The sequence below is a fragment of the Streptomyces sp. BoleA5 genome, from assembly GCF_000373665.1.
GTDB lineage: Bacteria > Actinomycetota > Actinomycetes > Streptomycetales > Streptomycetaceae > Actinacidiphila.
The window spans coordinates 1-7487 of record NZ_KB892143.1; the positions used below are offsets into that span (position 1 = coordinate 1).

Here is a 7487-nt window from a genome sequence, read left to right on the forward strand (position 1 = left end):
TCGACAAGCGGCTGCCGAACAGCGAGCCCAAGATGCGGGCCGTTCTCGACAAGCTCACCGCCAAGCACGGCACCGTCCTGGTCGTCGTCGACCAGCCCGCCTCCATCGGCGCCCTGCCCCTGGCGGTCGCACGGGACGCCGGCTGCCACGTCGCCTACCTGCCCGGCCTCACGATGCGCCGCATCGCCGACCTCTACCCCGGCGAGGCCAAGACCGACGCCCGCGACGCCTTCGTCATCGCGGACGCCGCCCGCACCATGCCGCACACCCTGCGCGGCATCGAGCTCACCGACGAGACCATCGCCGAGCTGGAGATGCTCGTCGGCTTCGACGACGACCTCGCCGGCGAAGCGACCCGCATCGCCAACCGCCTGCGCGGACTGCTCACCCAAATCCACCCGCACCTGGAGCGGGTGCTGGGGCCCAGGCTCGACCACCCCGCAGTCCTCACCCTGCTGGAGCGGTTCGGCTCACCGGCCGCCCTGCGCAAGGCGGGACGCCGCCGCCTGCTCGCCGTCGCCCGGCCACTGGCCCCGCGCATGTTCGAGCGCCTCGTCGAGGACATCCTCACGGCGCTCGACGAGCAGACCGTGGTCGTGCCGGGCACCGAGGCGGCCTTGCTGATAGTGCCGAGCCTGACCGGCTCGCTGCGAGCGGCCCTCGACCAGCGCAAGCTCCTGGAGAAGCGGATCCAGGAACTGCTCGACGAGCACCCGCTGTCGAAGATCCTGACCTCCATGCCCGGCATCGGGACCAGGACCGGCGCCCGGNTCCTGATCGACGTCGGCGACGCGAGCGCCTTCCCGACCGCCGCCCACCTGGCCTCCTATGCNGGACTCGCCCCCGCGACCCGCAGCTCCGGATCNTCCATACGCGGCGAGCAACCCTCCCGACGGGGCAACAAACAGCTGAAGCGGGCGTTCTTCCTGGCCGCGTTCGCCTCACTCGGCGATCCAGCCTCCCGCGCCTACTACGACAAGAAGATCGGCCAGGGGAAGCGCCATACTCAGGCCCTCCTGTGCCTGGCCAGACGCCGGGTCGACGTCCTGTTCGCCATGCTCCGCGACGGAACCTTCTACCAGTCCCGACCAGCCAACTCAGCCTGAGTCAGGCTCACCACAAACCGGACAGTCGTACTCGTCGACCGAGCCCTCCACGACCAGGTGACCGCAGAAGTCACAAGGTCGCATGCCCTCATCGGCAGGCACCAGGACAGCCGATTCGTCTCCCACGCACATCAGAGTGACAGATGACCTCTCAGCCGTCACCGACCCCTTGACCAAACACATAGAGGCACCCCCCCGGCGCAGGGTGAGATCAGGCAGTGCGGGCAGACGGGCGGGCCAGCCCGGTCACGAACTCGGCGGTCACTGCCCGCAGGTGAGCGCGCCACACGTCGCGGGCCTCGGCGCGAGGGTCGCTGCCCGGGGCGGACATGCCGCACGTGCAGTAGGCGGCCCGTCCGCGCCACGGGGTGCGCCGCCGGTGCTCGTAGGCGAGCAGGCCGAGCCGCGCGGCGAGCGTGAGCCGGACCCGGCCGCCGGGCGCTTCGGTGACCAGCCCATCCCGGTGCAGGGCCTCGCCGGTGACGGCCTCGATGCCGTCGAGGCCCACGACGACCACTCGCCGGCTGCGGGCGCTCTCCCACCGCGACCGCGAGTGCGCGTCGATGGTGGCCAGGTCGTGCCGGACGGTGCCGCCCCGCAGGATTGAGGTGAGCGGCGTGACCGGGGTCAGCTTGATCGACCGGGCCACCGTGTCGACCTGCCCGTCGACTGGCCCGAACTGGAGCCGCGTCCAGGACACCAGGGCGCCCCCGGCCCGGGTGGCTTCGATGTGGCAGCCGCGGCGCTGGCCACGCTGGAGCAGCATCATCGCGTGGGCCTCGGTGGCGGTGCCGGTGGTGAAGCCGCCTGCGTGGTCGATGCACTCGTTGAACATGACGCCTCCTCAGGACTTGCAGGATGGGGGCCGGGCGCCCGGCGGGCGCCCGGCAGGGTGCAGGGGGTCAGCTGGCGGCGGGCCGGGCGTGGTCGGCCTGGACGGCCTTGGCCAGGCGGGCGTGCTTGCGGTGGAGGTCGAGAACGACGCGCATCGCGGTCCGGCTGATCTCGCCGCCGAAGTCGAAGCCGCTGATCGCGATGTCCAGGCGGGCGCGGAGGTCGGCCTCCTGGGCGGCGAGCTGGCCGCTGGCCGGGTCCAGCGCGTACAGGCCGGGCAGGCGGCCGGTGACCGCGGCGCTCACGTAGCCGATCACCGCCGAGGGCGAGGCCAGGACCCCGTAGACGACTTCCGGCGCGGTCTCCTCGAGGATCGCCGCCGCCTCGTCGAGGAGGGCGGCGATGCCGGGCAGGTCGGTGCGGTCGGGGCGCAGCGCGGTCCGCTCGCGGAGGATCTCGGCGAGGAGGCGGGCACGGTGCGCGGCCTCGCGCGCCTCCGGGGTGACCTCCACCGGCTCGGCCTCCGGCTCGGGCTGGTCGGTGACAGTGAGCCCGGCCGCGCGCAGCTCGCCGGCGACCGTGGCCAGGAACTCGACGTCGGCGGCCTGGCCGCGACTGCCGGGCACGTACCAGCGGGCTTCCTTGCGGTGCCACTTGAAGCCGTGCCCCTTGAGCACGGCGCCCGCGCCGTCCCCGTACCGGGTGCCGGTCACGGTCGTGCCGTCCTCCTCGGTGTGGGTGACGGCGATGCCCTCGCCGGGCTCGTCGTCGGCGGCGGCCGGGGCGAGCTTCGGCTTGGCGGGCGCCGCCGGCTGGGCGGCCTCGGCGGCTGCCAGGTGGGCGGCCCACCGCTTCGGCAGGATCACCTCTTCGGCGATCATGGCGATCTGGCTGCTCGGCCATGCCTCGCGGATGACCTCGCCGTCGACCACGACGACCGCGCTCATGGCGCGGTCGCTGCGGTCGGGGCCGACAGCCTCGCGCCACTTCTCGGCGGCCTCGGCCCGGACCTCGTCGGAGATGTCGCGGGAGCAGCCGATGCCGTCGACGAGCGGCTTGCCGGTGAGCGTCTTCCCCTTGACGGTGATCGTGACCTCGGTGTCGAGCGGTTCGAGCATGTCTGCCGACGAGTTGAAGTAGGCGCCTTCGAACGGGCGGGTGATCTCCTCGACGGCCTTCTCGTCGGGGCCGTCGGTCCAGCGGACGCGGATGTAGGCGGAGCCGGTGCCGGAGCCCTTGCGGACGCTGAACTCGACGCCGGGGAAGGCGGCTGTCAGGAGGCGCTTCACCTCGGCGGAGACGAGGGCGGTCGGGATGTACGTGGTCATCGTTCGGTCCTTCCGGTGGGAGGGCCGGGCGGCCGCCCGGCCCCGGGTGGGGTCAGGCGGCAGTGGCGAACAGGCGCGCGGAGATGCCGTGGTAGCAGGCGTAGGGCTTCGTCCTGAGGCCGGCGGGGCAGTTGCACTGGCCGGTGGCGGACGTCCGGTAGACCGAGTCGCCGTCGTCGGAGACGACGAGGAAGACACGGTTCCGGCGGAGGGGTACCACGGCGCCCAGCTCCAGGAGTTCGACGGCCTTGGCGACCAGGTACGGCTTGAACTCCGCGACGATGGCCTCGGAGCGGGAGGCCTTACGGACCTTGGCCCGGCATTTCGGGCCGAGGCCGTCCGGGCTGGGGCGACGGAGGATCCTCCGGCACTTGAGACACCGGGTGGGGTCCGTTTCGGTGTGGCTGACGCTCATACGCTCGCTCCCTTGCCGTTGACCTGGGCTTTTGTGGGTTGGTGTGACTACTTCCATCCTTGGCCAAATGAACTTGGTTAACCCACGTTGACCAAATGAATTTGGGTAAAGAATTGGCAATCCGCGCAGGTCAGGGCACGTGCGGACAGCAGAGCGCCCCGCCTCCGGGTGGAGGCGGGGCGCGCTCTGGCGGGATCAGTCCCGGTCGGCGGGACGCTCGGCGAAGGTGCAGATGCCGCTGCCCGTGGGGCGCGTGACGGTCCATCCGGCCATGCGGAGCTTGTCGGCGAGGATTCCGACCGACGGGCCGTGCCAGGTGTTGTTGGCGGCGATGGCCCGGCCGCCCTCGACCCAGAACGCGGCGACCCGGCCCGGGCCGCGCGGTTCGAGCATGTAGCCGCGCAGCTCCGGGTCGGGCCGGTGAGGCTCCGTCACCTCGGTCTGGTCGGTCAGCGTCGCCGGCCGCAGCGGGCGCAGGGCCTCCCGGGCCGCGATGACGTCCGGGTGCCCGGCGTGCCGGGGCGCGCTACCGAACGTGGCGCCGCCCGGGCGGGCGGGCGCGGCCTCGCGGGCGGGCGGGGCCGGGATGGCGCGCTCAACGGTCACCATGTCCCACGAGGCGTCACCCATGTTGAGCGACAGCGTCCAGGCCGTGCGGTACGTCTTGGCGCGGTCGTCCTCGTCGACGCCGATGACGTCGGCCCACCACTGGGGCAGGCCGCGCGCGCCCGAGCTGGTCACCCCGTGGTCGAGGACGGTGAGGCGGGCGCCCATGGCGTGCAGGATGTCGCCCTTGACGACCTCGGGCCGCGGGACGTCGACCGTGACGCGCTCGGCCTCGTCGGCGACCTCGGCGGCGGCCTTCGCGTACACCGGGTCGGCCACCTCCAGGTAGCGCAGCTCTTGCGTCAGTTCCGCGAGGGCGCGCTGCCATCCCTCGTCGGTCGGGTCCGGGTTCGTCCGGACTCGCTCGGCGGCGAGGCTGGCGGCCTTCCGTGCCTCGGGGATGCGGGAGGTGTCCACCAGCGTGCAGGCGGAGGCGTCGTCGTTGCCGCCGCCTTCGAGGAGGACCTGAGGCGGCTTGCTGGGCACCCGGAACATGCCGACCACTGTCCGGGCAGATCCGTCCGGACACAGGACACGGTCGCCGGCTGCGAACTCGGTGACGACCGGCGTCCGAAGCGGGGCAGACAGCTTGCACCGGCGGGTCGGGACGCCGGGCCGGTGGTCGGCCGCGGCCTTCTCGGCTTCCGCGACGGTGGCGTACGTGCCGATCAGGCTCGTCTTGATCTTGCAGATGCAGTTGACGTGAACGACCGTGATCTTGCCGGTGCCCCGATACGCGCGGGCGGCGAGGCGAATGACGTCGGGCTCGGGCTCGGCCGGTACCTCCGCGTCGGGACGGACGGTGTACCCGAGGTCGCGGGCGATGGTCGCGGCGCGGGCGGCGGCCTCTACGTACTTGCCGTCGTAGAACTCACGGATCGGCCGGTCGAGCGGGTGGAACTCGCCGTGCTCCTGGGTGATGGCGACGGGCCAGGCTTCGACCAGGAAGCCGACGACCTTGTCGCTTTCGACGATCAGGATCGCGCCTTCCTCGATGTCCTCGCGGCACTGGGTGGCGTCGTAGGCGTCGACCGTGTCGAAGAAGCGGAAGATGCCGCTTGCGCGTTCGGCGTCGACCTTCTCTACGAGGCTGGCCATGCCAATGACTGCGGCGGCCAGTTGGCCCTCGTGGTGGTTGGCGAGGTCTGTCACGGTTACTCCTTTGTTGTGGTGAAGTGTTACACCATCCGCCCTACCCAAATGGACTTGGGTAACTCTCGTAACCCAAAGAGATTTGGCGTAATTTGCTTGCCCTGACCTGCGACGACCTGGGCGCGCCCTTCCCTCACCAACTCGACTTGTGCAACCATCGAGGCATGAACGACGAGTACAGGCCCAGCGACGAACTGCGGGAAGACCTCCGCGCCTGGCAGGACGCCGTGCGCGCGGAGGAGCGGGCGCGTCACGCCCTCCGCAAGCGGGTCGCCGACGAACTCAAGGCGACCGGCGTCACCAACGCGACCATCGCCCAGCACCTGCCGTGGACCGAGGAGAACGTGCGCCTCATCGCCCGTGAATACGGGGTGCCGCGCCTACGCAAGCGGCCCGAGCAGGCCGAGAACTGACGCCGCACTCGACGGCCCACACCCCAGGTTGCGGGCCGTCGTCGTACGCGAGAACGGGTGGCGGCCTCGGCACGGATGACGTCGACGGGCCGGTACAGCGGCTGGCCGAGGTGGTTCCGGCTCGCCTGTTCGAGGTGCCGCAGCTCTTCCAGGCACGCTTTACCTCGCCCCGGACGTCGACTACTTGGCAGCCCAGGCGGTGGTCCACAGACGGGTGAAGTCAGATCGGCCTCCTCAGTCAAGGCATAAAAGGCTGTGCCAGGTGACTTGATGTTCGAGCGGCATGAGGGCGGCCGTGAGCGCTGATCTCTCCAAGCGTCTGGTTCCTCATGAGTTCTGGGAGCTGGTCCACCCGTTGCTGCCGTCGTTCGCTGCTCGTCCGCAAGGTGGTGGGACCGCTCCGTGTGACGAGCGGGCCCTGTCCACCGCAGTGGTGTACGTGCTGACCAGCGGCTGTGCCTGACGGCACCTGCCACCGACGTTCGGTACGTCCTCCGCCACCACCCATCGCCGCTTCACGGCATGGACCGAGGTCGGCCTGGGGCGCCGGCTGCATCGGGCGGTGCTGGACGAACTCGGTGTCCGGGGTGAGGTGGACTGGACCTCGGGGGTCGTCGACGCGGCCTCCGTTCGTGCCAAAAGGGGGATTGCTGACGGGGAACCCGGTCGATCACGGCAAGAAGGGCAGCAAGCTGCACGTGCTGTCCGATGCCCAGGGCATCCCGCTCGCCGTCGCCGTGTCAGGTGCGAACATGCACGAAAGCCTCGCCCTTGAGCCGCTCATCCTCGGCATCCCCGCCGTCCGGTCCCCACGGCGACCACGGCGGCGCCGGCCCGCCATTCGCGGACCAGGTCGGCGTCGATCTCCAGCATCGCGGCCAGTACCTCGCGCTCGCCGAGCTTCGGATCGGCCAGGGCCCACAGGATCGGCATCCCGGCCGGTGTGCACACCAGGTACAGCCGCAGTCCCCAGAAGAACCGTGAATGCGACGCGCCATAGCCGTAGTTCGCCCAGCCGGCCAGTTGCGACCGCTTGACGGTGGGGCGGGACATCCCGCAGGGCACCGGAGTGGAATCGGCGATCCACACGGCGTCATGCCAGAAGTCCGTGTCCCTCGCCAGCGTCCGGATCACCCGCTTGATCTGCGGCAGTGCTGCCCGCAGCCGCTTGTTGTATCCGGAGTCCTGCGGGATGTACGGGAACAGGTGTCGGTAGTGCGCGCGCAAGTGCCGCAGCCAGCGGGCCACGCTGTGGAAGCCCAGCAGTGCCTGCATGACTGCCAGGCACAGCAACTCCGAGTGACTGAGCTTCGGAGGACGTCCCGGCACGCGGAGGATCCCCAGGGCTGTTGCAAGTTCCGGGGTAGTGCGGCTGGTCGGGTAGTGACCGGTTGGGGTGCATAGCAGGACAGGCACGGGCTTCGTGATCATTGTGGTGTCTAAGCCCGATGATCACGAGGTGGCCCGTGCCTGCCGCTGTATCTTCTCCCATCCCTGCCGTGCTGGTGAAGCTGGGGCCACTGGATGCCGGTCGGATCGCCGACCTGCGTCCCTACTTCGACTCGGTGCCCGACCCGCGCTCCCGGCGGGGCCGGTGGTACTCGCTGACCGCGATCCTGCTGGTGTGTGCCTG

Annotated in this window: 6 protein-coding genes and 1 pseudogene; 2 read left to right on the plus strand and 5 right to left on the minus strand. The window is 70.6% G+C overall.

The features are described 5' to 3' along the window. Positions 1-1106, plus strand: a 1106-nt coding sequence (locus B085_RS0135660; protein ID WP_018563381.1) for an IS110 family transposase, incomplete at its 5' end; no start/stop codon positions are given. Positions 1107-1317: 211 nt separating this feature from the next. Here B085_RS0135660 and B085_RS0135665 read toward each other — a convergent pair. The 4 genes from B085_RS0135665 to B085_RS0135680 form a co-directional block, all read right to left on the minus strand. Beyond that, positions 1318-1941: a hypothetical protein gene (locus tag B085_RS0135665; RefSeq protein ID WP_018563382.1), complete on the minus strand. Its 624-nt coding sequence runs from the start codon at positions 1939-1941 to the stop codon at positions 1318-1320. Between the two features lie 67 nt (positions 1942-2008). Continuing rightward, the gene (locus B085_RS0135670) at positions 2009-3268 is read right to left on the minus strand and encodes an LPD29 domain-containing protein (RefSeq protein WP_018563383.1); all 1260 of its coding nucleotides are present in this window, start codon (positions 3266-3268) and stop codon (positions 2009-2011) included. Between the two features lie 52 nt (positions 3269-3320). After that, positions 3321-3683: a hypothetical protein gene (locus tag B085_RS0135675; RefSeq protein ID WP_018563384.1), complete on the minus strand. Its 363-nt coding sequence runs from the start codon at positions 3681-3683 to the stop codon at positions 3321-3323. Between the two features lie 195 nt (positions 3684-3878). Then, the gene (locus B085_RS0135680; protein ID WP_018563385.1) at positions 3879-5441 is read right to left on the minus strand and encodes a hypothetical protein; all 1563 of its coding nucleotides are present in this window, start codon (positions 5439-5441) and stop codon (positions 3879-3881) included. Positions 5442-5605: 164 nt separating this feature from the next. Between B085_RS0135680 and B085_RS0135685 the strand changes: the two genes are divergently transcribed. Continuing rightward, positions 5606-5854 (plus strand): hypothetical protein, encoded by a 249-nt coding sequence (locus tag B085_RS0135685; RefSeq protein WP_018563386.1) that lies wholly within the window; start codon positions 5606-5608, stop codon positions 5852-5854. Between the two features lie 840 nt (positions 5855-6694). Here the strand turns inward: B085_RS0135685 and B085_RS44885 are convergent. Continuing rightward, a pseudogene (locus tag B085_RS44885) lies at positions 6695-7285 on the minus strand (hypothetical protein); the annotation flags it as partial. Positions 7286-7487 lie beyond the last annotated feature (202 nt).